The organism is Pseudomonas sp. SJZ078, assembly GCF_007828255.1.
Taxonomy (GTDB): domain Bacteria; phylum Pseudomonadota; class Gammaproteobacteria; order Pseudomonadales; family Pseudomonadaceae; genus Aquipseudomonas.
Map to the genome: position 1 here is coordinate 99,171 of NZ_VIUG01000004.1, position 23,181 is coordinate 122,351.

Sequence of the window (23,181 nt, forward strand, 5' to 3'; positions counted from 1 at the left end):
AGTTGGCCGGAGGGTGCCCAGGCCCAGCAGACAGGAGACGGTTATGGCCACGCAAAACATCACCCGGACGACAGCCCTGCGCCGCGATGCGTTGATCGAGCGTGCCCTGGGGATCAAGGAAATCGAAGATCGGGAGCAGAACCTGGGATTTCCACCGATCAAGACCGCCGATGACCTGCTGGAATGGCTGCGTACCGACCCCCTGGATAACCATCAGGTCAAGACCTCCTGGGTCGCCGAGGCGGTCAGTTGCTTTCAGCAATACATACACGCCGTTTATCAAAAGCTTGAACCGGGCTACTCCCACATGGAGTTCGAGAGCAAGGACCTCAAGGACTGGGACATCGCCAGCCAATACCCATTATGGGCGGCCAGCCAATTGCTCAAATGCATGCCCGAAGACTACATCACCCCTTATGCGCGTATTCGCAAGACCAGCCTGTTCAAGGCACTTGAAAGCAACCTCAACCAGACCCGGCTGACGACGGATTCGGTGCAGTCGGGCGTCCAGCAATACCTGCGAACCTTTGAAGAGGTGTGCAACCTGGACGTGCTCAATGGCTATGTCGATGGCAAGGAGGTACGCAGTGCCGACTACTATCTGGTCGGCAAGGAACGGATCGCGCCCTATCGCTATTTCTGGCGCAAGGTTGATGTCCAGGTGGACGCCGACACCCGGACCATCAACCCGGCAGCCTGGAGCGAGTGGCAACCCGTCGACATTCCCAGCGATACGCAAGTGCTCGACAGCCGCCTGGTCTTCTGGGGCGGTCGCTTGTGCCTGGTCTGGGCCGAATGGCGCCAAGCGTTGTTCGATGGCGAGGGCGGGCTGCAAAAGCCCTATGAGCTTGAATTGAAGGTGGCCTTCATCACGTTGAGCGGCCAGTGGTCGTCGCCGATACGCTTGAATCTGTCAGCATTTGATCGGGACGTCAGCCGCAATTGTCGGTTGATCGCGGTGATGTTACGCGATGATGTGGACAGGCTTTACCCCAAGGGTCGGCTGGCGGTGCACTTGACCAATGCGACAGGGCCACTGCTGCTGAGCCGGGCCAACCCGGTGGAAATCTATGAAACCCGCGACGCGCTGTTCCGTAAGGTAGACGATGAAAAATCGATCATGGACTACCTGGCGATGGTCCGGTTCCTGGATCCCTCGACCCTTCAGCAACGCGTCGTTCCGGGCGATGGTTTTTCCAGAATGACCGAAAGGGTCTCGACGCCGGGGTTTCTGGCAGAGAATTTTACGATCAAGGCTTTTGTCGTGCCGCAGGGAAATCAGCAGGCATTGTATGTCCAAGCACATTGCGCCTTGCTCACCGCCGGGGCGGCTGGAGAGATGGCAAGCTTCACGTTAACGCTGGCCTATGCTTCAGAGGATTATCCAGGCCCCTTTACTGAGGAGCACTCCACCAACGGTGGCTGGTCATTCAACTGGCACAACTTCACTCGCGATAGCTTCGCCGGTTTGACCGTCACATTCACCCTGGAAGGTGTATTGGGAGGGGAGCCTCTCGAGAACGAATTGGCGCTGGGGAAAAAAACCTTTGAGTTGGTGATACCAAGCAGCCTTCCTTCCACACAACCCCTTCCCTCCATACACAAGACCGATTCTCGCGGCGCTCAATTCCTGAACTTCAATGACCCGGCGTTGACGCTCAAGTACGCGCGCCTGAACACGCTGATCGGCGCTGAGCTGGTCACCCGTTCCAATGTTTCGATCGACGCGGTGCTCGATTGGGATACCCAGTTTCCCGCTGAGCCAGCGCTGCCCGATGGCTCGGATGAGCCCAACGGGCCGTTCGATGGCGCCAATGGTTTGTTTTTCTGGGAACTGTTTTTCCATTTGCCTCACCTGGTGGCAACGCGGCTCAAGGATGAAGACCGCTTCGTCGAAGCCCAGCAATGGTTGCATTTCATCTTCGACCCCCAGGCGCCCGCGGACACGGGGGAGGGCGTGGTGAATCCCAAGCCCTTCTATTGGCGTTGCCGGCCACTGAGCTTGCCCGACGGTGAGGGCGATGTGGGGTGTGAGGCCGACAGCCCGACCGATCCGGATGCGATTGCCTATTCGACGCCCCGGCATTACCAGATGCTGATTTTTCTCGACTATGTCGCCAACCTCGTTGCGTGGGGGGACTGGTTGTACCGGCAGTTAACTCGCGACAGCCTGGCGGCGGCCAAGCTGCAATACCTGCGTGCGAAAAACCTGATGGGCGAATCACCGGACACCCATACCCTCAGCCAGTGGACGCCCGCCACGTTGCAGGAGCTGGTCGAGGAACTGGAGGCGGGGAACGCGCTGAAGGCATTCGAAAACGCGACCGAGCTGGACTCGGGCTGGCTGCCGGTCAAGACACGGTTCTTTGAAGACCCTGGCGTCATGGTCTCGGACCGTTTCAGGTTACCGGTGAGTCAGCGGGTGTTGCAGCTTTATGAGCTACCGGCACAACGCATGTACAACTTGCGTAATAACCTGACCATTGACGGCAAGCCCCTGTCCCTCGAACTGTTCAGCACGATCAATCCTGCTGAGTTGCTCAATAACCTGGCGGCCGGTGGCGCAGGGCCTGTGCGGCCCATAGGCGGGCCTTTGCGGGTGGCGGCGTTTCGCTGGCGTGTGCTGTTCGAGGCGGCGCTGCGGGCGACGCAGTACCTGCAAGAGTGCGGTAATCAGGTCATACGGCTACTGGAACAACAGGACCGTAGCGAGCAGGAGTTGATGCAGCAACGTCACTTGACCGAACTGGGCGAATTCACCAGGGCCATGCAGGAGGAAAGCCTGGCCCAGGCCCAGGAGAACCTGGCGGCGCTGAACAGCAGCCGGGCACTCACCGAGCAACGCCGCGCGCACTATGCGGCCCTGCACTTGGAAAATATCTCCGATGCCGAATACGAGGTCATGGCGAGCCTTGATACCGTGAAAATACTCTCGGCCACCAGTACCGGGTTCGAGACGGCCGGTGCCGTCATTGACACCTTCCCCAAGATATTCGGTCTGGCAAACGGCGGACACCAACTGGGCAACGTTCCGCGCGCCGTTGGCTATGGTCTGCGGATTGCGGCGGATGTCGTACAAAGCAATGCCGAGAAGGATGCCACGTCCGAAAGTTATCGGCGGCGGCGCGCCGAATGGGGGCTGGCACGGGACCAGGCCGCGGCCGAGTTGGTGATGATCGATGACAACATCCGGGCTCAGACAAGCGCGGTCGCCACTGCCCGGGAGGGCCTGGCGCAGACTATCAGGGTCAACGCCCAGACCCAGGCGCTTTATGATTTCCTGCTCACCCGAGCCACCCGCGTCGAGCTGTACCGCTGGTACCTGGGGCAATGCAAGACCTTGCATTACCAGGCCTATGACCAAGTCCTCGGTTTGTGCCTCAGCGCCCAGACCGCCTTGCAGGTGGAGAGCGCCGAGTTTGACCTGAAACACATACGCACCGATGCCTGGCTGGACAATTACTACGGCTTGACCGCCGGGGATGCGCTGCGCCTCGATCTGCTGCGTATGGAGGCCGATTATCTGCTGCGCTATGAGCGCCGTCCGGAAATGGTCAAGACCGTGTCGTTGCGCCAGTTGTTCGACGACACAACCGATCCGCAGGAGAGCTTCGATTGCTGGGATGACGCGTTGCTGGAGTTGCAGGCTCGCGGCGAACTGAATTTCAGGCTTTCTCAGAAACTGTTCGACCGTGACTATCACAACCACTACTGCCGGCAGATCAACGCGGTAGAGGTCACCCTGCCGACCCTGCTCGGCCCCTTTGAGAACATCTGTGCAACGTTGACGCAGGTCGGCAGTGTCACCGCCATCAAGGACTCGCGTCAGTCGCTGGACTATCTCTACAACCCCAGCCTGGCCGCCCCATCCGATGTTCTGATCAACGTCAGCAGCGGTGAACAGATCGCCCTTTCTATCGGGTTGGACGATTCAGGCATGGCCGCGTTGAAGCCCGCAGAAGGGGTGCGCAACCCCTTCGAAAACACCGGTGCGGTTTCCCGCTGGACCCTGGCCTTCCCCTGGCATCTGGAAGATCGGCAGCAACAGCAGTTGCTGGCCTTGACCGACGTCATTCTGAAAGTCCGGTACACCGCCAAGGTCGGAAGTCCGGCGTTTTCCAGTGCGGTCCAGAACAAAGTGAAACCTCCAACCGTGTCCGAGGGGACGAAAAAATGAACAGAGAGCCTGTCAACACACGGACCAATATCCTGCCCAATGGACATTTCGATATGGGCTATAGCGAGTGGGGGCCGGTTGGTGGCGAGGACTACGATGTGAAACAGGGGGATTGGGAGGGGCACCCCATTTACTATATGTCTATTTACAAAGGCACCGGAATCACTCAGAAAGTGTCTGCTCCCGCAGCGCGGTCAGCGAAGGCGCGTTACCGTCTGAGCTTTTTGTACGACAACCGCAGTGTCGCTTCTGGCCTGTTCGTCCTGAGACGGCTCGGAACCGAGGACAGCCTGGAAATTGCGCTGCCGTCCAGCGCTCATGTGGCAGACCCCGAAGGCCGGGCGCTGGAGCTGACGCCTGTCTCCGTGTTGATCGGGTTCGACGTCGAACAGGACGATCTCTTTGAGTTCGTCATAACCAGCCCGAGCCAAGCCACTGCCTTCAACGACGTTATCGTCGCCCGCATCGACTTTCACCTTGAACTCGACCCGCTGGTATTGGCGCAGATCGTCAACGACGGCCAGTCCTTTACCCCGACCGCAGAACCCGTGCTTTACCTGTGTCAGGGGGCCACCGGCAGCCAGCGTCACCAGGTCTCCTTTCAACCCGCTGCGGACAGCCCCTGGCATGGCACCGAAGCGCTGCTTTGGAGCCAGGACAACCCGTTGGAGGCGGTGATCGTTACGCCCGAGTGGGGGGAAACCCAATCGCTGGTAGAAGCATGGGAAGTGGATTGCCCCGAGCTGCTCACCGACGACACCCAAGTGTTCAATCTGTCGATCTACAGCAAGTACCACGCTGATACCTACCCGATTTCGGTGTCTCTGGGGCACCATCGGCTGATGGTCGAGACTGTCCTGGAGCCGGCTTACGAGCCGGTGGTCGAGTATGAGCAGTCGGTCAAGCTTAAGGTGCGAGTGAAGTCATATTACCTTGACCTGCCGATGCGCGATTGCCCGGTGTCCTGGGTGCTGGACGGGGTGGCGCTGGATGTCGTCAATACCGATGACGGAGGCTTCGCCGCGTTCGACTTCACACCTGCGACCGCCGGCTCGTTGCCGGTACAGGCCCGCGTCGACAGCCCTTTCTATGCCCAGGGCCATGCGCTGTCGACGATCAATGTGAAAGCCCATGCCACCGACCCCTTGAAGACTGTGCGGGTCAAGTTTCCAGACATGGACGCCGCCCCATGGGGTGAAAAAACCGGCTATCCGGATCGCGGTGCATCGTATCGGCTGGAGGTGACCTTCGGTGCCGATAGCCCGTTGCTCAACCGGTCTGTCTGGTTGGAATGGGATGGCAAGTCACCTGGAGAGCTGGGGGTCACGGCTTTCCCTGATTTTTTGCACCCGGTAACGGTCACCAGTGGCGCGTTGGTCTGGCGCTTGGATTGCGAAGACCGCCTCGACGGCGAATTCAACCTTCGGTTGAAAAGTGCTGCCTTACTCGAACCTACCGTGCTCAACCTTATGTCGCTGGCTCGCCACAACCTCAAGATCGGTCCGGTGCGCGAAGCCAACCGGGTGCCGGTGGTGGATGAGCAGGACTATGTCTGGTGCATGTTGCAGGTCACGAGCCTGGGTAATGACCCGGTGGCCGGCGTGCCGGTCGAATGGGACACCTCGACGGGGCTGCAGCGGACCTGGACCGGCGTGAACGGCTGGGCCAGTGTGGTCGATCGGCCGGCGGTGCATGGGGATTACACCCTGACGGCGCGGGTCAATCCTCGTGAAGACGGACAGGTGCTGGGGCACGACTTTCAAATCCAGACGTTGCCGACCAGTGCCTGGAAAACGGCGCGCTTCACACTGGGTGACGTCGTGGTCGATCGGGTGGGAGCGGGCGCGGTGTGTTCCATGGGGCAGGCCGTGGTGTTCAAACTGACGGTCGAGGCCGGTAGCCCTTTGATCGGTAAAGAGGTTTCTCTGCGTTGGCAGGATCCGGACAGCGCCGCCTCCATTGTGATCGCCGATATGGGAACGCCGGTCCCCATCACTGCCACGGGGGTGCAGTGGAACGTTGAGCCACGGCAGGCTGATACCAGCGGTGTTTTTGACTTGCACGTGATCTCAACCGGGATGGAGCCGCTCGACCTGGCGTTTCGGTTACTGCCCCAGGATTTGTCCGCCGAGGTCGAGCTGGTGTTCGACCAGGTACCCAAGGCCTGGAGCGTCGATACCAAGGTGTATCCCTGCCTCGGCGCGATCCATGAGCTGACGGTCCAACCGGTGGATAACCTGGGCGGTTTGCATGGGTTGCTGCTGGAAACCCGCGTGGCGCCGGACTTGCCGTCGGGTTGGGTGATCAGCCCGCCGTTGACGGAAAAGCCGCCGATGACCGCCGGTGGTGTTCGTTACCGCTGTGACTTCACGGCGACGACCGCAACCGCCGAGCGTAGCTGGGCCGTGCATGTCCTGGGTGTTGATGCGTTTACCCAGCCACCGGCATTCGGCTTGAAACTGGCCCATAACAAAGTGGTGATCGATACGCCTTATGAGGTCGCCACCGATCCGGTCCTGAGCAAGGGGGAAAGTGCGCGGCTGGCAGTGCGCTACGTGTCGGCTTTCACCGGCAGACCGGCAAATGATGTCAGTGTCGCGTGGGAGGACGGCGATGGGTCCTTGAGCGGAGCAGACGGTATCGCCCAGCGCGACTACCGGCCGGCCATGGCGGGAAACCAGGAGATCCAGGCACGGGTCAGCAATCTTTATGACGCTACCGAGGTCGCGCACACCTTTGCCGTGTATGCCCATGAAGAAGATCCCTGGCTCGACCTGAACGTACACATACATTCGGGAGAGCCCCGACCCTGGGGCGAGCACACGTTCTTTCCGCGCCGCAAGGAGAGGCTGGACCTGACGCTTTCAGTACCGCCGGGCAGCCCGTTGCTCAATCAGGAACTGAAGATGGGCTTCAGCGGGGCTCACGAACTGGACACGGCGCTGGTGTTCGGGCCAGTAGGCTTGGGCGAGTCGCTGCCTTGGCGTGATGATGGTGTGCCGATCAGCCTGGTGGCCGGTGACCAGACCGATGCTGCGTTCTATTTGCAGCTGGCCGCCTCGCGGCTGTTGTCGCGTTCGCCGCTGAACGCGTTTTCCCTGGGCAGCCATGTGCCGGTGGATGTCATGGCGGCGACGAATGAGGGGCGCACGGTCGTCGACTGGGGCGAGACCCTGTCGTTTGAAATCACCCTGATCAGCGCCTTGACCGGCCAGCCCGCACGAAATGCACAGGTGACCTGGAGCGGTACTGACGAGGCCATGGAGCCGGTGGTGACGACCACTAATTTCTACGGCGTTGCACGGTTCGCTTTCATTGCCACGGTTGCCGGGCCGGGGACCGTGACAGCCCGCGCCGTTGCAGGCGTCGAGGTGGTGGCGTTCGATTACCTCGTGCACGAGGCTTGCGTGATTCAGAGCTTGACCGGCGATGATCTGGAGGGTGTACCGGGGGACGAAATCAGCGCCGAGGCGACGGTGGTCAGCGCGGCGACCGGCGAGCCGGTCAAAGGGGTGAAAGTGCACTGGTTTTTCAAAGGCGTTGTGCTGGAGCCGGTGCCCACCGATGAACAAGGCAGGGCGCGGGTTGTCTTCGAGCTGCCGTCGAGGATAGGGCGCTATGTGTTGAGTGCATCGGTGCGCGGGGAGTTCGGGTGGGATTCGGATCGGTTGCCGGCCGGGGTGTTGGGGACGGTGGATAGCTGGGTGCAGGAGTTTACGCTTCGGCTGGATGAGCGCCCTATCGATATGGATGACCTGGTCAATCGGAGGATGTACTTCACCCATGCGAAAAGCCATATTTTGGAGTTGAGCGTCAAAAAAGACAGCAGTTTGATTAATAGCACCAACGTTTCCCTGCATATGCGGGAAGGGGAGGCTCTGCAATTGGAGTTCGATCCTCCGTTGTTCCAGTCTCAACCGGTGAGCGGGGTTCCCCTGAGATGGGTTATCGTAACCAAGGAATCGCGTTTTGGCAGTTTTGAGTTGCAATTTGTCAGCCCGGCTCTGCCGTCACGATCATTACCGTCCGAGGTGAATGTTTAATAACTTTGGCTATAAATTCCCCGCCTTCTTCCACCCCAGATACAACGTCACCAGCTCGGCCCCCAACTCGCCGGGCCGGGCTTGCAGGACCGCTACCCCCTGGGCGCTCAATCGCTCATGCAGCTCGGTGCGGGCATTCAGATACTCCACCGTCCCGCAATAAGCCAATGCATCGGACAAGCTCTGCACCGGTGTTTCCCGCAGCCGGTCCAACGCCTCTTCCCGCAGGCTGGCCACCAGCACCCGATGCTGTTGGCCGAGGCGTTTGACAGCGCTCAGCAGGTCTTCGTCGTCCTCGTCCCGCAGATTGGTCACCAGCACCACCAGGGCCCGGCGTTTCTGGCGGGTCAGCAGTTCGTTGACGGCGGCCTGGTAGTCGGCGGGGCGTTGGCTGCTGTCCAGGTCGTACACGGCATTGAGCAGTACGTTGAGTTGGCCCTGGCCTTTGGCCGGGGTGAGGTAGCGCGGCTGTTCGCTGGCGAAGGTGCTCAGGCCCACGGCGTCACCCTGGCGCAACGCGGTGTAGCAGAGCAGCAGGCAGGCGTTGAGGGCGTGGTCGAAATGCGACAGTTCATCGTCCTGGCTGCGCATGCGTCGGCCGCAATCGAGCATGAAGATGATTTGCTGGTCGCGCTCGTCCTCGTACTCCCGGGCGATGGGTGTGCGGTGGCGGGCGGTGGCCTTCCAGTCGATCTGGCGCAGGCTGTCGCCCTCGCGGAATTCGCGCAGTTGATGAAACTCCATCCCCTGGCCGCGCCGCTGGCGCTGGCGCACGCCGAGCTGGTTGAGCCAGTTGTCCACTACCAGGAGCTGGCCGTCGTAGAGCCGGGCGAAATCCGGGTAGACGCGGGTTTCATCGCGGGCGTCCAGCAGGCGCTTGTCGGACCACAGGCCCAATGGGCTTGGCAGGTTGATCTCGCAGTGTTCGAAGTTGAAATGTCCACGCTTGAGGGGACGCAGGCGATAGCCGACCTGACTGTGCTGGCCGGGTTGCAGCTCGACCGACAGTGGCAGATATTCGAAATCCAGGCCGTTGGGTACATGATCGAAGACCTGGACGTTCAGTGGCTGGTGAACGTTGTGAGTAATCACCAGGTGAACGTCGCTCCAGCGACCCAGTGCCAGGCTCCCGGGCATTTGCCGTTGCACGCGTGGCGACGGCAAGCGCTTGAGGCGCACCGCGTCGAGGAGCGCCAGGGCCAGCAGGGCCAGTTGCAAGCCCCAGTTGATGGACACCAACGACGACGGCACCCCGACGCCCAGCGCCTGCAGCGTACCCAAGGCAATGCCGAGGGCCAGCAGGACCGCCAGCCAGATCAGCAAGAGGCGCGAGGGCTTCATCTCTGATTCCATCATCCTCACAAACGCGGCGCCGGTACTTGGTCCAGCAACTGCCCCAATACCTGGTCCACCGAGAGCCCTTCGATGTCCAGCTCGGGCGCCAGGCGTACCCGGTGGCGCAACACGGCCAGGGCACAGCCCTTGATGTCATCCGGCACCACGAACTCGCCGCCGCGCAGCAACGCCCGAGCCCGGGCACAACGCACCAGCGCGATCGAGGCCCGTGGCCCGGCGCCCAGGCTCAGCCCCGGCCAGCAGCGGGTGGTGCGAGCCAATCGCACGGCATAGTCGAGTACCTGATCGTCCATCGGCAGGTCGCTGGCGATGCGTTGCAGCGCTTGCACGTCCTTGGCCTGCAACACCGTGCGCAAGGGTTGGACATCGAGCATGTCGGCGCGGGTCGAGCGGCTGACCTGGCGCACCATGTTCATCTCCTGTTCGGCATCGGGGTAGTCCATGCGCACCTTGAGCATGAAACGGTCGAGCTCGGCTTCCGGCAGCGGGTAGGTGCCTTCCTGTTCGATGGGGTTCTGGGTAGCCAGCACCATGAAGGGCTGGGCGATGGGCAGGGCACGGCCTTCGAGGGTCACCTGGCGCTCCTGCATGGCTTCGAGCAACGCGGCCTGGGTCTTGGCCGGCGCGCGGTTGATCTCGTCCGCCAAGAGCAGGTTGGTAAACACCGGCCCCTTGCGCAAGTTGAACTGCTCGGTCTGCAAGTCGTACACCGCATGCCCGGTGACATCGCTGGGCATCAGGTCGGGAGTGAACTGGATGCGCGCGAACTCGCCGCTGAAACAGCGGGCCAGGGCACGCACCAACAGTGTCTTGCCCAGACCCGGAACACCTTCGAGCAATACATGGCCACCGGCGATCAAGGCCGTGAGCACGTCGTCGATGACCGCAGCCTGGCCGACCAGGGCCTTATGCAGCTCGGTGCGGATGGCCTGGGCCAACTGACTGGCGCGCTGGCGCTGTTGGGCGGCATGGGCCTGGCTGCCGGCAGGTTCGTTCTGTTCAGTCATAAATTCCGGAGCCTTTCTAACGGTTACATGAGATTTTATTGACCAAAACCAGCCAGTTACCCGAGCTGATTTTGATTCAGCAGTCGCTCTGCGACAGCAGCGAAAGCGACAAAGCAGGTCTGAAAATCCGGTTTGTCCACGGCGTAGAGCAACGGCTTCAGGCGCTGTTCGAAGTTCATCTTCAGCCCTTCGTGGGTTGCTGCAGTGGCCAAGCTTCGCCGAAGTACCGCGTAGGGAGCCTGATCGAATTCCGGGTGTTGTCCCTTGAATTCCTCGACATCCTTCTGGACCAGCGCTTCAAAAATCTGGCAGGCGGGTTCTATGGCATCAGGCTGGCTCCCTGCGATACGCCAGACATCGTAAACGTGGCGAACCAAGGCCGTATCAAATTCGCCGCGTTGATTCCCATCCCAGTTCCAGGCGCAGCGGCGTAGGAGCGACAGTACTTTCTCAGCTAACGTCTCTGCCACGGTTATACATGTCATGGAAAAACGGTCAGGTACTTCGCGAGGGACAAACTGGTCAAGCATATACCCCATTTCGCGCTTCTCGGCGGCCAGCATGGGGGGCCTATGAATCAGTTCAAGCTTGAGCTGTGGTCGAAGTACGCCAGACACATCCTGGAAATGTGCACCATAGGAAATCAATAAGCAGTAGTAACGCCGGCTGTCGCGCAGGACCGGGTTTTCGTTGTCATCATGGAGCACATGTTCGAAGCCCATTTCTGTCAAACAACGCTCCACCTCTCGTTGCAAATCCTTCAAGCGCCCTCGATCCCCTTTTGGCAGAGCGTAGCCTTCCGGTACCTCCTCCAGCATGACCTTGATGTCAATGTCTTCGGACATCCGCTCGATAAGGCCATAAGCTTTCGAAAGGCAGGTGCCGCCAGCGAAGATCAGTCGTGTGGCCAGAGGGATCGACGCCGGTCTGGTATCTCCCTTCCGGCGATCCCTTTGCTGCGCCGTGTGCGTCATCTGGATTTGCGCCAGAACGCGTAATGCATCGGTGATGTGCTGATCTTTTTCAGCTACAACAGCGGGTAGATTCCCCAGTAATCCGGCGGTGGCGGCATCTTCGATATCAGACTTCAGCTCGTCTGGAATTTTTTTCATAAGTTAAGGTGTTATTTCCTACCGTCACTTTCCGTGAAATGCGTCGACGTCCTGTGTTAACAGTCGCTCCCATTGGGATCTGGGTCGATTTGCCGCTGTTGTACTCCGAAACGAGCGAGTTGGGTTCCACAGAAATTTTGAGTTTGCGGAAGAGCTCCGCTGCGATCATTTCCAGTGTCCCCGCTGGGGTCGGCTTGCCGGTGAACTTGTTGATGCGGGTCTTGGCGAACGCTCCCTTGCTCACGCGGATGAGCATTCCGTCCTCCACAAAGCGAGCCAGCACTCGTCCAACCTGAGAGTCACTCCCCATCTTGGCAAAGTCCGAGCGCAGGACGACCACGCTTGCGCGCTGCTTGATCGAGCGAGCCATGCGTTCTTCAAGTTTCATACCCTCACCTCTAACGCGCAGCTGTAGAACATAGGGGTGACTCTAGCTTGTGATTGACTTTTCTTCCAGTATTTACAAGGGTTATACAACGCAAGTATTGCGCATTGATGCGTATATTTTGTAACTCTGATGATGGCGCCAGTATTCCCCTCGGAGATCCAACACCTTCAAGCGATTCATAAGGCATTCCTGAGGGTTTGCAGATGGGCGACCTGGCGGCAGAACTCGGCACTGGACATGCGCTGTTTCGGCCGGGGGCTCAAGGCCTGGCTGATGGCCCGCGTGGATTGGCGGCTGAGCCGTGCGAGCACTTGCCATTGTTCGGCGACGGCCAATTGTTCGAAGCCGGGATGACGACGCCGCGCCCGGCGCAGCACGTCCTGTTGCAAGGTCTGCAGCAGATGCTGCCGGCCGTTGTGTCGCAGATGGAATCCGGCGCTGGCCTGTACATGTTCTTCCAGCTGGCGCCGGGCTTTGGACGCCGGTTGTTGCAGCGGGCCGTGGCGTATCGCCGAGCGCCAGAGCCAAAGGGCGACCAAGGCTGTCAGCGCCACCAGTGCCTGGGGAAAGTAACGCAACAGCAGGGTCAGCAGGCTGTCGTGGTCGATATTGAACAGCAACGTGACGGTGCTATCGGCGCTCAGGTACCAGAGCAGCCAGGCGTTGTCGTACTGTTCGATCTGGTCGTTCTTCCACAGCTCGGCGTCGGTGATCACGGTGATCGAGCCCTGGCCGTGGTTCAACTGCATCATGTGGGTCGACAGCGCGCTGTTGGCCCAGGCCTGGGCAAGGTTCTTCGGGTCTTCGAGGTGAAAGTCGGTGTCGAAGGCGACATAGGCGGGTGCCTCTTCGTCTTCGAGGTACAACTTGGTCAGCTCGGGGTAGGGATCCTTGATCAGCTCGGGGGGCGGCTCCTTGAGGTCCTTGCTCAAGACCTGGTGCAGTTGCACGCGGTCGAGCAGCAGGTCGCCGCTGCTGCCGGTACTGTCATCCCACAAGGCTTCGGCCACGAACAGCAGGCGGCCACCGGCGCGGGTCCAGTTCATCAACTGGTCGACCTGCCGTGGCGTCATGTTCGTCCGCTCGCCCAGCAGCAACAGGGTGCGCTGATGGGGTTCCAGCGTAGGCAGGACGTCCAGGTTGTTGGCGTGCTCGACCTCCACGCCCTGCTTGCGCAGGAAATGCTCGGCTGCCAGATAGGGATTGGCCTGGGCCTCGGGGGACGGGCCGTAATCGACGGTTTCCTGATAGGGCACCGCGCTCCGGTAGAGGTACATGGCCAGCGCCCCCACCAGCGCGACGACAATCAGTACCGTGAGCAGCCATCCTGCGCGGCGGTTCATCGGGATATTCCCGTATCGAACAAACCGCGCCAGCCGTCGCACAATTCCTGCTGCAGATCCGGGGGCGGTGCGCGATGCCCGTAGGCAATGTTCTGCCAGTGCAGGGTCAGGTGCTTGCTGAACGCCAGCAGGTTTTCCTGCTGGAGCTGTTCGACCCGCTGCAGCACCTGGCCTTCGGTATCGGCCGGCTTCAAGGCAACGCCGAACTGGTGGTGCAACCGGCTGAGCAAGGCCCGGTACAGCAGCCCTAGGGCGTCACGAGGATCGCTGCTCCATAGCTGCTCGACGCGGGCCGCCACGTCGTCGGGCAGGCTCTCTTCGCGAATATCCAGGCCGAACATCCGGGGCGGTGCCGGTCGCTCCACCACTGGCCGTTTTATCGGCCGGCGCTGACCCAGGGCCTGGAAATGTTCACGATAGCGCCAGATCAGCCAGGCAATCGCTCCCGCCAGTGTGGCCCAGAGCACGACCTGGATCAGCGCGGCAGCAGCTTCGTAGCGCTGGCGGCCCAACCATTGGAACAACGCCTTGAACCAGTCCGGGGTTTCCTTGGCCTCGGTGGATTCGGCGGTGTCTTCGCCGAAACGGTAACGGGTGACCGTTTCCGGGTTCTTGAACGGCGGGGCTTCGAGGATTGCCTTGATACTGTCCCTGGAAGCTTCGCTGGTCAGGGGCTGGTTGAGCAGGCGCGGGCTGTCGGGGGCGTTGCTGTCTTCGTCGGCCCAGGCCGGGGGCTGTGGCGGCAGCAGGAGCAGCGTCAGCAGCATCAGCACAGGGGCTGCGCTGCTCAGGCGCTGGCGCAGTCGCCGGAACACCAGTTCAATGTCCCAGGCCTCGAGGATCGTGCGCCGGTTCAGGTAGAGGCTGAAACCACAGGCGACATACACCGGCTCCCAGACGATCAGCAGCAAAGGATACAGGACGTTCACCAGGTGCTCGAACCACAACCAATCGTGCTCGGTCGCTGCGACCAGCTTCTGCCAATCCCATTCCAGCTCGACCTGTTGCGGTATGAACATATAGAACAGGGCCATCAGGCCGAACCACAAGACGATCTCCAGGTGCACGCCGATCACGGTCAGCCATCGCGCCGCGCGGCCATTGCGTTGCAGCAACACTTGCAGGCGCAGCGCTCGCGCGTTCCCGGCGAGCCCTTCTAGTTGCACCACCGGCATCAGAAAACTGCGGCTCAGGCTCAGTCGCCGCCAGGTCAGGCTGGCGAGCAATTGCGGCTTGAGCACTGCCGGCCACTGGCGCAAGGCCTGCTTCAGGGTCGGTGTTTCGCCGAATAGCGCCTTGGACAGAATGTACAGCGGCAAACGGTCGAAGGCCGGTTTCAACCACCAGAACATCAGCACGACCAGGGACGGCGAGTCCCATAGCAACAGGCACAGCAGCGCATAGATCGGCAGTGTGACAATGGCCCAACTGGTCATCAGCAGCCGTCGGTGTTGCTGGCTCATCAGCACGCCCAGGTCCATGGCTTCCCAGGGGGTGCGGGGACGGATGGCAACGGTGGCATCACTCAGGCGCATGGCGTAGCCGTCCGGCAAACAGCAGGTAACTGATCACCAGCAGCCACAGCAAGGCGCCGACGGTGTATTTAACGGTGGGTGTTACGGTGCTGGAGGACCAATACGCTTCGATCAACGCGGCGAGGAGCAGGAACAGCATGACCCCGCCGATCATCGACACGCTTTTACCCGCGGCGAGCCGCAGGGCTTCGCCCCGGGTGAGGCGTCCTGGCGCGATCAGTGCCCAGCCCAACTGCAGGCCTGCGGCGCCGGCCAGGGTGATGGCGGTGAGTTCGAAGGCGCCATGCCCGATCACAAACGACCAGAAGGTGCCTCCGGAACCGATCTGGGTCAGGTGTCCGGCAATCGCTCCAATGGTCAGGCCATTGAAGAAAAGGAAGAAGGCACTGCCCAGGCCAAACATCATGCCGCTGGCAAACGTCTGAAAAGCGATGCCGATGTTATGCATGATGTAGTAGCCGAACATGGCCCAGTCTTCGCTGGCTGCCCGCTCGATCGAACGCCCCAGGTGGCCGGCAGCCGGGTCGTACATGCTGCGGATCTGGCTGATCTCTTCGGCATCCATCACGCTGTAGACCAGATCCGGAAACAGATAGACCAGCAACCCGATGCCGGCCAGGCTGCCGAGGAACATCAGACCAGCGGCCAGCACGAAGCGCCATTGTTCACGGACCAGGCGGGGAAAACCGAACAGGATGAATGTCGAAAGGCTGGCCGACGGCCGGCTGCGGTCACGATAGAGCTGCTGGTGACCGCGCAGCGCCAGTTGTTGCAATGCATCCACCAGCAGGCTGCTGTAGCCCCGCGCCTGGGCCAATGCCAGATGCTGGCAGAGCTGGCGATAGGCCTGGGGAAAATCGCTGCTCTGGGGCACATTGCGGCTGCGCTCCAGTTGATCGAGCTGTCGGGACAGCTGGTCCCACTCGCCTTGGTGACGGCTCTCGAACAGGCTTTGCTTCATGTCGGCCCCAGCAGGCCGCGGGCGATGCCATTGAGCTCGGCCACGGCTCGCGGTGGCGCAACGTTCAGGGGAGCCGCCAGGATGGTCGCCAGTTCGTTGACCCTGGCTTCGGACAGTTCGGCCTGACGCTCGGCGAAACCGAGCACCGCGCGTTGCTCGTTCAGGCTCAGGGCAAAGGGCGGGCGTACCGGCAGCGCCGATGGCAGGGCGGGGCGCTTGACCGGTTGCTCGCGATACACCACCAGTGTGCCGGCCGCCAGGTCGCCCAGGCGCTTGAACGCCGGGTGCTGCAGGCAACTGATCGCCCCGAAGGTATAGCCCAAGGGCAGCATATCGACGAAACGCAGCAGGTTGCGGATCAGCGAGGCGGACCAGCCGATGGGGCGGCCGTCGTCCTGCACCACCCGCAACCCCATCATTTGCTTGCCGGGAGAGCGCCCTTGGTGCAACACCTCGAACAGCACCATGTACCACCAACTGACCACGAACAGCAGGATGGAACCCAGCCCGATACCCAGGTCACCGAAAAATGCGAGGATGCCGAACAGAAAACCCAGCATCAGCCCCCGTATTCCCAGGTCGATGGCAAACGCCAGTGCGCGGGGCATCAACCCGGCTGGGCGCAGTGGCAGGTCGATGCCTTCGGGTGTCTCGACCTGATACCGCGTGTCCAGTGGCGGGGGCAGCGTCGCGGTCCTTTGCAGTGCTGGTGTCTCGAGCATGGGCAACCTGAGTGATGGGCCGGTTCGAACATTGATCCGGGCAGATGCTAGCAGCCTTCGTGCAGGCAAACGATACAACGGTGTATGTCATTTTATGGATCGTGACGTGATTCAATACCCGGACCTCTGGCCGAAGCCGGGTGGGACCCCCTAGACTTCGCCAGTCTTTTGTTCAGGAACAGCCCGTGACCTCCATCTTCTGGTACGACTACGAAACCACCGGCATCGATCCGCGTTGCGACCGACCCTTGCAGGTGGCGGGCATCCGTACCGATTTCGAACTCAATGAAATCGATGAGCCGGTGAACCTGTATTGTCGACCGAGCGATGACATCCTGCCTCATCCGGCGGCTTGTGCGATTACCGGTATCACCCCGACGTGCCTGGCCGAAAAAGGTTTGAGCGAAGCCGATTTCATGACCCGTGTCCACCAGCAACTGGCGGCGCCCGGTACCTGTGGCGCCGGCTACAACACCTTGCGTTTCGACGATGAAATGACTCGCTACAGCCTCTATCGGAATTTTTTCGACCCGTATGCTCGGGAATGGCAGGGTGGCAACAGCCGTTGGGACTTGATCGATCTGGTGCGCACGGCCTACGCGCTGCGCCCTGATGGCATTGCCTGGCCGCAAGAGGACGGCCGGGTCACCCTCAAGCTCGAGCGCCTGACTGCCGCCAATGGCATCGACCATGGCCAGGCTCACGACGCGTTGTCGGACGTGCGCGCAACGATTGCCCTGGCTCGTCTGATCCGTCAGAAGCAGCCACGGCTCTACGACTGGCTGTTCCAGTTGCGCAGCAAGCAGAAGGTGATGGACCAGATCCGCCTGTTGCAGCCGATGGTGCATGTTTCCGGACGTTTCTCGGCCGCACGAAACTACATCGGCGTGGTTTTACCGCTGGCCTGGCATCCGAAGAACCGCAATGCCTTGATTGTTTGCGATCTGCACCTGGATCCCCAAGGGTTGTTGGACCACGATGCGGACATCTTGCGGCAACGTTTATATACCCGTCGGGACGAGCTGCTTGAGGGAGAGTTGCCAGTGCCTCTCAAACTCATTCATATCAACAAATGTCCGGTGGTCGCGCCGCTGTCGGTGCTGCGCACCGAGGACCGGCAACGACTGCAACTGGACATGGATGGGTTGCAGCAGCGGGCATTGCAGCTAAGTGATGCCCAGCAAGTTTGGCAGGATAAACTTCAGGCTATTTATGGTCGCGAGGATTTCTCCGTCAGCGAGGACCCTGAGCAACAGTTATACACAGGCTTCCTCGGGGATCGCGATCGCCGTTTATGTGAACAAGTGCGCATGGCGGATCCGGCGCATTTGGCACAAGAACGCTGGCCTTTTGATGATGAACGTTTGCCGGAATTATTGTTTCGATATCGCGCGCGTAACTTTCCAGATACGTTGAATGCCGAAGAGCAGGGGCGCTGGCGGCTGTTCTGTCAGCAACGCCTGTCATCACCACAGTGGGGCGCGCCCAATACCCTGGAAAGTTTTGATGAGGCGATGGGAGAGTGGCTGGCGCTTTCCACGCCATTGCAGCGAGAGGTGCTTGTGGAGTGGCAAGGTTATAGCCAGCAACTGCGCAAACGTTTAAGCCTTTGAACGGCGATGAAGTGAAAAATCACAGGCATGAAAAACGCCAGCAATGGCTGGCGTTTTGTGTGCGTAGCGAACGCTGAAACCCGACGAGGCTTAGCCCAGCAGGGTTGCCCAGCCTTCAACCACGTCGCCGCCCCACTTGGCTTTCCACTCTTTCAGAGTCTTGTGGTTGCCACCTTTGGTTTCGATGACTTCGCCGTTGTGCGGGTTTTTGTATTGCTTAACTTTGCGAGCACGCTTGGTGCCGGTAGTTTTCACGGCGCCACCACGAGGTGCTTTAGCCGACTTGGCTTCTGGATCCAAGAGAGCAATGATGTCGCGCAGGGACTTGGAGTATTCGCCCATCAGAGTGCGCAGTTTGCCTTCGAATTCCAATTCTTTTTGCAATTTATCGTCTTTGGACAGGTCGGCCAGACGTTGTGTCAGTTCTTCGATGGCTTGTTTTGTAGCGTTGTATTCAGTGATCAAGGACATGGGGACTACCTTATGTAGGGCGCTGCGGACAAGGAGACAGTGTGGCAATAGTAATCAGACAGTTTCATCAAGTAAACATTTAAGCAGGCTTTTATTTAATTACTTAGTGCCAGGCCACAAAAAAGGGCCTCGCAGTTAAATACCCTCACCGGTTTTCACATCCATACACAATATAAGCGCTTGCCCCGGAGCCAACCCGCTCGCTGCCCGAAGGGCTCGGCCTGTCACTCAATACTGCAGTTTTGCTGCGCAATGGCTAGAATGGCCGCCTTTGCGAAGTTCTGGAGTTCTCTAATGCGCACTTTTCGGCTGGTGATTGCTTGCCCGGACCGCGTCGGTATCGTTGCTAAAGTCAGTAACTTTCTGGCGTCCCATAACGGCTGGATCACTGAGGCAAGCCATCACTCGGACAATCAGAGCGGCTGGTTTTTCATGCGTCATGAGATTCGTGCCGACTCGCTGCCCTTTGGCATCGAAGCTTTCCGCGAGGCGTTCGCGCCGATCGCCGAAGAGTTCTCGATGGACTGGCGCATCACCGACACCGCGCAGAAAAAACGCGTGGTGCTGATGGCCAGCCGTGAATCCCACTGTCTGGCAGACCTGTTGCACCGCTGGCACAGCGACGAGCTCGACTGCGACATCGCCTGCGTGATTTCCAACCATGACGACCTGCGTAGCATGGTGGAGTGGCACGGCATCCCGTACTACCACGTACCGGTCAACCCGCAGGACAAGCAGCCGGCGTTCGCTGAAGTCTCGCGACTGGTCAAGCACCACGACGCCGAGGTGGTGGTACTGGCCCGTTACATGCAAATCCTGCCACCGGACCTGTGCAGCGAATACGCGCATAAGGTCATCAACATCCACCACAGCTTCCTGCCGTCGTTCGTCGGCGCCAAGCCTTACCACCAGGCTTCGATGCGCGGCGTGAAGCTGATTGGCGCCACTTGCCACTACGTGACCGAAGAGCTGGACGCCGGCCCGATCATCGAGCAGGACGTGGTGCGCGTCAGCCATAGCGACAGCATCGAGGACATGGTGCGCTTCGGGCGCGACGTGGAGAAGATGGTGCTGGCGCGGGGCTTGCGTTATCACCTTGAAGACCGGGTGCTGGTGCACGGCAACAAGACTGTAGTGTTCTGATTTCGGAACCCGGTCAACCAGGAACTCTTGTGGCGAGGGGATTTATCCCCGCCACAAAGTTCTGTGCTGTCTATTATTTGGCTGACAGAGGCTCTTCATGAGGCACGCCATGACCGATCCACTGGACAAAGCCACCTCCAAGGCCCCGGCCACCCTCGGTGAGGGTTGCCTGAGCCGCTACGATCCCGAAGAGCTGGGGCCGGAGGACGGCACGGAGTTTCCCGACGCCGCCGAACTCTGGCAACAAACCCATCCCCAGGACGATGCCGAGTAGGCCATCGACCGCTTCAGGCTTCTCTGAGCTTCATCAGCTTCTTGATCAACGGACGCCCCACCATCAGAAAGAACACTGGCCCGCCAGCCACCAGGTAAAAGTAGTAGGTTACCGCCCGCCAGATCAGGATCGCCGCCGCCGCGGTGGACTTGCCCACCATCGGCGCCAGCAGTGCGGCCGAGGTCACCTCCGCGGCCCCGGCGCCGCCGGGCAACAGGCTGAATTGCCCTGCGCTGAGGGACAGCATCTGGACCAGGAAACTCCAGGCCCATTGCAGATCCGCCCCCAACCCCTTCAGCGCCAGGTAGAGCACGCTATACCGCAAGGCCCAATGCAGGCAGGTCAGGCCGAATACCTGGAAGAGCGTCTGCCTGGGCAGTTTCAGCGTCGTGGTGAACGCCGCCAGGAAATTCAGGATCTTGCGCCCCCAGCGGCGGCGGGTAGTGGCTTTGACGCGCAAATGTCGCAGCAGCCTGGCGCCCAGCAGGATCAGCCAGCGATGGTAGCGCGCCACCAACGCACAGCCGATCAGCCCGCCGAACAGCGAAAACGCGCTCAGCGCCAGCATCCATTCCATGCGCTGGCTGAGATTCTGGGACAGTGCATACAGCAAGATGCCCACCAGCGCGCAGAGGAAGAACAGCAGGTCGCTCAACTGATCCATGGCGAACACCGCGCTGGCGTGGGCCGGGCGCACGCCGTTGCGGCCCAGCAGGGCCATCAGCGTCAACGGCCCGCCGCTGCCGCCGGGCGTTGCGCACATGGCGAATTCGGTGGACATCACTACGCCGATGCTTTTCAGCCCGCCGATGCACCCACGTTGTTCACCCAGCAGCAGGCGCAGGCGCACAGCGTTCAGCGCCCAGCACAGCCCGATCATGCCCAGCATGCTCAACAGCAATGACAAGGGAAAGCGCTGCACCCGTGACCACATTTCTCCGCCGCCCACCAGCAGGGGCACCAACAACGCCGTGAGCAGCGCCGCAGCCAGCCAGATCAGCCGTTTCATGCGGCGCGGTCGAGTCGCAGGCCTTGGGTGGCCAGCCACCCGGCCTTGGTCATCGGTATGCGACCGTCGTCGAGCAGGCGCTCAAGGATTCGCAACCAATAGTCCCGGGAAAACCGATGGCGCATATCGACCGGGTGCAGGCCCAGGCGAATCACCGGCGCCTGGCGCCAACGCTGTTCGCGCTGGTCGCTGAGCACTTTCGACAAACCACGGCGCCAGGCACTGCGGGCGCTCCAGACCAGCCCTGGGGCGTCGATGGGGGTGAAATCAGGCAAGCGGTACAGATGCCGGGTATCGCTGGTGTAGCTCAACGGTAACTGGCGCAAGGCCTGACGCGTGCCTTCGCTCATCAACCAGGCCGGGGCAACGAAGCCTTCCAGTGGCCATTGATAACGCTCAAAGGTTTCGATCCCGGCGCGCAAGCGAGCGAGGGCGGCTTCCTCGGACAGGTTGTAAAACTCGCCCTCATGGGTGTAGACCCGGCGCATGAACCAGTCCTTGGGGTGGCGGGCCGGTGGGCCGTCGTCGCAATGGTAGTAGCCGTGCAGCACCAATTCGTCGCCGCGCTCGACCCGGCTGTCGAGCAGGCGCCGGAAGCCCGGATGATCGTCCAGCGCATTGGTGTGATGGAAATCCGGCACCACCAGCCAGGTCATCGGTACATGACCGAGAGCGTCGACGGCTTCGACGAAGGGCTGGTAGTCGGGCCAGGTTTGCGGTGCCACATCATGCAAGACCAGTAATACACTGGGTGAGCGATTCATCGGCACGGACCTCATCTCAACCATTGGCCTGTAACGGCAGCTGTTCGCCGAGCACCGCGTAATAGTGCCCGAGCAGGCTGTTGACCACTGAATCCCAGGCGTAATGACGCTCGACATGGCGACGCGCCAGCAAGCCGCGGCGCTGGCAACCTTCGGCGAAGAGCTGCCGCACGGCATTGGCCATGGCCTGTGGATTATTCGGCGCGCACAACAGGCCGCAGTCTTCGTGGACTATTTCGGTGAATGCCCCAGCCGCGACCGCCACCACTGGAATGCCGCTGGCCATGGCTTCGAGGATCACCAGGCCGAAGGTTTCCTGATCGCCGGCATGCAGCAGGGCGTCGGCGCTGGCCATCAGCCGGGCAACTTGCGGCGCCGGACGGAACGCATCAATCACGGTGACGTTGTCCGGCACGATGGCAGGCATTGACGAGCCCACCAGCAGCAGGTGGTAGCGCTCGCCCAGGCGTTTCATGCATTTGAGCAGCACCGGCAGGTTCTTTTCCTTGGAACCGCGTCCGGCGAAGATCAGCAGACGTGTGTCTTCGGCAATGCCCAGCTCGGCCCGCAGTTCCGGGTCGCGGGCGCCGGGGTTGAAGGTCTGGAGGTCCACGCCCAATGGCTGCACATGGACATTACGCACACCCAACCCGGCCAGCTTGTCGGCCATGACCTGGCTGGGAGCCAGGACCCGGTCGAAATTGCCGTACAACTTGCTGACATAGGCTTCGATGTTAGGGGTGAACCAATTGCCCATGCGATTGCTCACCAGCAGGGGCAGGTCGGAGTGATAGAACCCGATGACCGGCACGTCCAGCTGGCGTCGGGCGTCCAGTGCGGCCCAGGCGGTGAGGTAGGGGTCGCCGACTTCGATCAGGTCTGGTTGCAGGTCGCGCAGGGCATTGCGCCAGGGCGCCAGGCGCAACGGGAAGCGGTAGCCCTTGCCGAAGGGCAGCGCAGGGGCGGGCACCTTATAGATCCCATCCTGCTCGCTCAAATGCGCGCCGGGAATCAGCAGACTGTGGCGGATGCCGGGCCGATCCCCCAGGCGACGGTGCTTGGCATCCAGATAAGTGCGCACGCCTCCGCTGGCGGGGGCGTAGAACATGGTTATGTCCGCTATATGCACGATGAACATCCCTCCGGTCTGTGTTCTCCTGTGTTGACCTTTATGAAGAATAGATGTTCGGTTGGGTTGTGGTGGCAGCGAAGCAATGGATGGTCTGGAGGGCCCATCGCGAGCGGGCTCGCGATGGCGGCTTT

17 protein-coding genes are annotated in these 23,181 nt (G+C 60.8%); 5 read left to right on the plus strand and 12 right to left on the minus strand.

Translation table 11 applies throughout. The features are described from left to right. Positions 1 to 43 precede the first annotated feature (43 nt). Together FBY02_RS05795 and FBY02_RS05800 are read left to right on the plus strand one after the other, a co-directional pair. Positions 44 to 4,177 (plus strand): neuraminidase-like domain-containing protein, encoded by a 4,134-nt coding sequence (locus FBY02_RS05795; RefSeq protein ID WP_144924536.1) that lies wholly within the window; start codon positions 44 to 46, stop codon positions 4,175 to 4,177. After that, the gene (locus tag FBY02_RS05800; protein ID WP_144924539.1) at positions 4,174 to 8,220 is read left to right on the plus strand and encodes an Ig-like domain-containing protein; all 4,047 of its coding nucleotides are present in this window, start codon (positions 4,174 to 4,176) and stop codon (positions 8,218 to 8,220) included. Before FBY02_RS05795 ends, FBY02_RS05800 begins: the two co-directional genes overlap by 4 nt. A gap of 9 nt (positions 8,221 to 8,229) precedes the next feature. On the opposite strand, the gene FBY02_RS05805 is transcribed toward FBY02_RS05800, so the two are convergent. From FBY02_RS05805 to FBY02_RS05840, 8 genes are all read right to left on the minus strand, one after another. Next, positions 8,230 to 9,561 carry a DUF58 domain-containing protein gene (locus FBY02_RS05805; RefSeq protein ID WP_144924542.1) on the minus strand — a complete coding sequence of 444 codons (1,332 nt, stop codon included), beginning with the start codon at positions 9,559 to 9,561 and terminating at the stop codon, positions 8,230 to 8,232. Between the two features lie 17 nt (positions 9,562 to 9,578). Next, complete coding sequence (locus FBY02_RS05810) at positions 9,579 to 10,583, minus strand: MoxR family ATPase (RefSeq protein ID WP_144924545.1); 1,005 nt, start codon at positions 10,581 to 10,583, stop codon at positions 9,579 to 9,581. A 56-nt stretch (positions 10,584 to 10,639) separates the two neighbouring features. Further along, positions 10,640 to 11,695, minus strand: coding sequence for a nucleotidyl transferase AbiEii/AbiGii toxin family protein (locus FBY02_RS05815; protein ID WP_144924548.1), 1,056 nt, complete (start codon positions 11,693 to 11,695; stop codon positions 10,640 to 10,642). Beyond that, on the minus strand, positions 11,664 to 12,083 hold the full coding sequence (locus tag FBY02_RS05820; RefSeq protein ID WP_144924551.1) for a DUF6088 family protein: 420 nt from the start codon (positions 12,081 to 12,083) through the stop codon (positions 11,664 to 11,666). Before FBY02_RS05820 ends, FBY02_RS05815 begins: the two co-directional genes overlap by 32 nt. A gap of 176 nt (positions 12,084 to 12,259) precedes the next feature. Next, the gene (locus tag FBY02_RS05825) at positions 12,260 to 13,426 is read right to left on the minus strand and encodes a DUF4350 domain-containing protein (protein ID WP_144924554.1); all 1,167 of its coding nucleotides are present in this window, start codon (positions 13,424 to 13,426) and stop codon (positions 12,260 to 12,262) included. Beyond that, a complete protein-coding gene (locus FBY02_RS05830; protein ID WP_144924557.1) occupies positions 13,423 to 14,961 on the minus strand; it encodes a DUF4129 domain-containing protein in 1,539 nt (512 codons plus the stop codon). Before FBY02_RS05830 ends, FBY02_RS05825 begins: the two co-directional genes overlap by 4 nt. Next, positions 14,948 to 15,922: a stage II sporulation protein M gene (locus FBY02_RS05835; protein WP_144924560.1), complete on the minus strand. Its 975-nt coding sequence runs from the start codon at positions 15,920 to 15,922 to the stop codon at positions 14,948 to 14,950. The genes FBY02_RS05830 and FBY02_RS05835 overlap by 14 nt, the downstream gene beginning before the upstream one ends. Then, complete coding sequence (locus FBY02_RS05840) at positions 15,919 to 16,644, minus strand: RDD family protein (protein ID WP_144924563.1); 726 nt, start codon at positions 16,642 to 16,644, stop codon at positions 15,919 to 15,921. The genes FBY02_RS05835 and FBY02_RS05840 overlap by 4 nt, the downstream gene beginning before the upstream one ends. 185 nt (positions 16,645 to 16,829) lie before the next feature. Here FBY02_RS05840 and sbcB point away from each other — a divergent pair, with 185 nt between their 5' ends. Then, positions 16,830 to 18,257 (plus strand): exodeoxyribonuclease I, encoded by a 1,428-nt coding sequence (gene sbcB, locus FBY02_RS05845; RefSeq protein ID WP_144924566.1) that lies wholly within the window; start codon positions 16,830 to 16,832, stop codon positions 18,255 to 18,257. A gap of 90 nt (positions 18,258 to 18,347) precedes the next feature. Here sbcB and mvaT read toward each other — a convergent pair whose 3' ends face one another. Then, positions 18,348 to 18,728 (minus strand): histone-like nucleoid-structuring protein MvaT, encoded by a 381-nt coding sequence (gene mvaT / locus FBY02_RS05850; RefSeq protein ID WP_144924569.1) that lies wholly within the window; start codon positions 18,726 to 18,728, stop codon positions 18,348 to 18,350. A 294-nt stretch (positions 18,729 to 19,022) separates the two neighbouring features. Between mvaT and purU the strand changes: the two genes are divergently transcribed. Next, the gene (gene purU, locus FBY02_RS05855) at positions 19,023 to 19,871 is read left to right on the plus strand and encodes a formyltetrahydrofolate deformylase (RefSeq protein ID WP_144924572.1); all 849 of its coding nucleotides are present in this window, start codon (positions 19,023 to 19,025) and stop codon (positions 19,869 to 19,871) included. 109 nt (positions 19,872 to 19,980) lie between these two features. Next, the gene (locus FBY02_RS28060) at positions 19,981 to 20,145 is read left to right on the plus strand and encodes a hypothetical protein (RefSeq protein ID WP_178111825.1); all 165 of its coding nucleotides are present in this window, start codon (positions 19,981 to 19,983) and stop codon (positions 20,143 to 20,145) included. 13 nt (positions 20,146 to 20,158) lie between these two features. Here the strand turns inward: FBY02_RS28060 and FBY02_RS05860 are convergent, their stop codons facing one another. From FBY02_RS05860 to FBY02_RS05870, 3 genes are read right to left on the minus strand one after another with little or no spacing between them, the layout of a single operon-like run. Next, positions 20,159 to 21,154, minus strand: a complete 996-nt coding sequence (locus FBY02_RS05860; protein WP_144924575.1) for a lysylphosphatidylglycerol synthase transmembrane domain-containing protein — start codon at positions 21,152 to 21,154, stop codon at positions 20,159 to 20,161. Continuing rightward, entirely contained in the window at positions 21,151 to 21,918 is a 768-nt protein-coding gene (locus tag FBY02_RS05865) for a DUF2334 domain-containing protein (protein ID WP_371921394.1), read from the minus strand. The genes FBY02_RS05860 and FBY02_RS05865 overlap by 4 nt, the downstream gene beginning before the upstream one ends. A 16-nt stretch (positions 21,919 to 21,934) precedes the next feature. Further along, a complete protein-coding gene (locus FBY02_RS05870; RefSeq protein ID WP_144924580.1) occupies positions 21,935 to 23,056 on the minus strand; it encodes a glycosyltransferase family 1 protein in 1,122 nt (373 codons plus the stop codon). Between the last annotated feature and the right edge of the window lie 125 nt (positions 23,057 to 23,181).

What these genes read in the sequence shown, in the direction of transcription:
- FBY02_RS05795 (WP_144924536.1), top strand. Translation starts at nt 44, where the DNA reads ATGGCCACGCAAAACATCACCCGGACGACAGCCCTGCGCCGCGATGCG.
- FBY02_RS05800 (WP_144924539.1), top strand. Translation starts at nt 4,174, where the DNA reads ATGAACAGAGAGCCTGTCAACACACGGACCAATATCCTGCCCAATGGA.
- FBY02_RS05805 (WP_144924542.1), bottom strand. Translation starts at nt 9,561, where the DNA reads ATGAAGCCCTCGCGCCTCTTGCTGATCTGGCTGGCGGTCCTGCTGGCC.
- FBY02_RS05810 (WP_144924545.1), bottom strand. Translation starts at nt 10,583, where the DNA reads ATGACTGAACAGAACGAACCTGCCGGCAGCCAGGCCCATGCCGCCCAA.
- FBY02_RS05815 (WP_144924548.1), bottom strand. Translation starts at nt 11,695, where the DNA reads ATGAAAAAAATTCCAGACGAGCTGAAGTCTGATATCGAAGATGCCGCC.
- FBY02_RS05820 (WP_144924551.1), bottom strand. Translation starts at nt 12,083, where the DNA reads ATGAAACTTGAAGAACGCATGGCTCGCTCGATCAAGCAGCGCGCAAGC.
- FBY02_RS05825 (WP_144924554.1), bottom strand. Translation starts at nt 13,426, where the DNA reads ATGAACCGCCGCGCAGGATGGCTGCTCACGGTACTGATTGTCGTCGCG.
- FBY02_RS05830 (WP_144924557.1), bottom strand. Translation starts at nt 14,961, where the DNA reads ATGCGCCTGAGTGATGCCACCGTTGCCATCCGTCCCCGCACCCCCTGG.
- FBY02_RS05835 (WP_144924560.1), bottom strand. Translation starts at nt 15,922, where the DNA reads ATGAAGCAAAGCCTGTTCGAGAGCCGTCACCAAGGCGAGTGGGACCAG.
- FBY02_RS05840 (WP_144924563.1), bottom strand. Translation starts at nt 16,644, where the DNA reads ATGCTCGAGACACCAGCACTGCAAAGGACCGCGACGCTGCCCCCGCCA.
- mvaT (WP_144924569.1), bottom strand. Translation starts at nt 18,728, where the DNA reads ATGTCCTTGATCACTGAATACAACGCTACAAAACAAGCCATCGAAGAA.
- purU (WP_144924572.1), top strand. Translation starts at nt 19,023, where the DNA reads ATGCGCACTTTTCGGCTGGTGATTGCTTGCCCGGACCGCGTCGGTATC.
- FBY02_RS28060 (WP_178111825.1), top strand. Translation starts at nt 19,981, where the DNA reads ATGACCGATCCACTGGACAAAGCCACCTCCAAGGCCCCGGCCACCCTC.
- FBY02_RS05860 (WP_144924575.1), bottom strand. Translation starts at nt 21,154, where the DNA reads ATGAAACGGCTGATCTGGCTGGCTGCGGCGCTGCTCACGGCGTTGTTG.
- FBY02_RS05865 (WP_371921394.1), bottom strand. Translation starts at nt 21,918, where the DNA reads ATGAATCGCTCACCCAGTGTATTACTGGTCTTGCATGATGTGGCACCG.
- FBY02_RS05870 (WP_144924580.1), bottom strand. Translation starts at nt 23,056, where the DNA reads ATGTTCATCGTGCATATAGCGGACATAACCATGTTCTACGCCCCCGCC.